Origin of the sequence: Pseudomonas sp. EA_5y_Pfl2_R50 (assembly GCF_963970475.1) — a bacterium.
In the GTDB taxonomy this organism is placed as follows: Bacteria; Pseudomonadota; Gammaproteobacteria; order Pseudomonadales; family Pseudomonadaceae; genus Aquipseudomonas.
The window spans coordinates 1-447 of the sequence record NZ_CAXAPT010000180.1; the positions used below are offsets into that span (position 1 = coordinate 1).

The 447-nt window shown below is 57.7% G+C and carries 1 protein-coding gene; it reads left to right on the forward strand.

Translation table 11 applies throughout. The features are described 5' to 3' along the window. Positions 1-352: hypothetical protein (locus AACY19_RS27335; protein WP_339454614.1), on the forward strand; the 352-nt coding region annotated here is incomplete at its 5' end. Positions 353-447 lie beyond the last annotated feature (95 nt).

The following is a 447-nucleotide window of genomic DNA, read 5'->3' on the forward strand; positions in this document are numbered from 1 at the left end:
ACAGCGGCGCACCGATCGTGCTTTCCTGATCCGTCTTGGCGCGGATCGGGCTATCAGCCTTCAATTGGGCTCGCTGGCGTTCCCGCGCTGGGAAGTTGGGGTCGAGCGCTGCAGCATGTTGATCTCTACCTCGGCGTATTTCTGTAATCTCGTTACCAAAATGCACCCTCTCGCCATCCTTCCAGATCTCGACTGGAGTAAGGCCGACGGCGGGTTGTTTGAACGCCGCCACGACTGTGCGGCGCTCAAACCGACCAACATCTTTACCCTCGAGGTATTTGAGACCCCACCGGCCATCGCTTGTCACGGCGATCGCAACCTTGGGCCCGCCTTGCGCCTGAAATTCAGCTAATTTTACAGCATCGCTAGCGCTGACATAAATCGTAGCCTGTGATCGTGGTTGCGGCCCTTGATCCTTCGCGCCGTGCTCTGGGTGAAACGACTTGT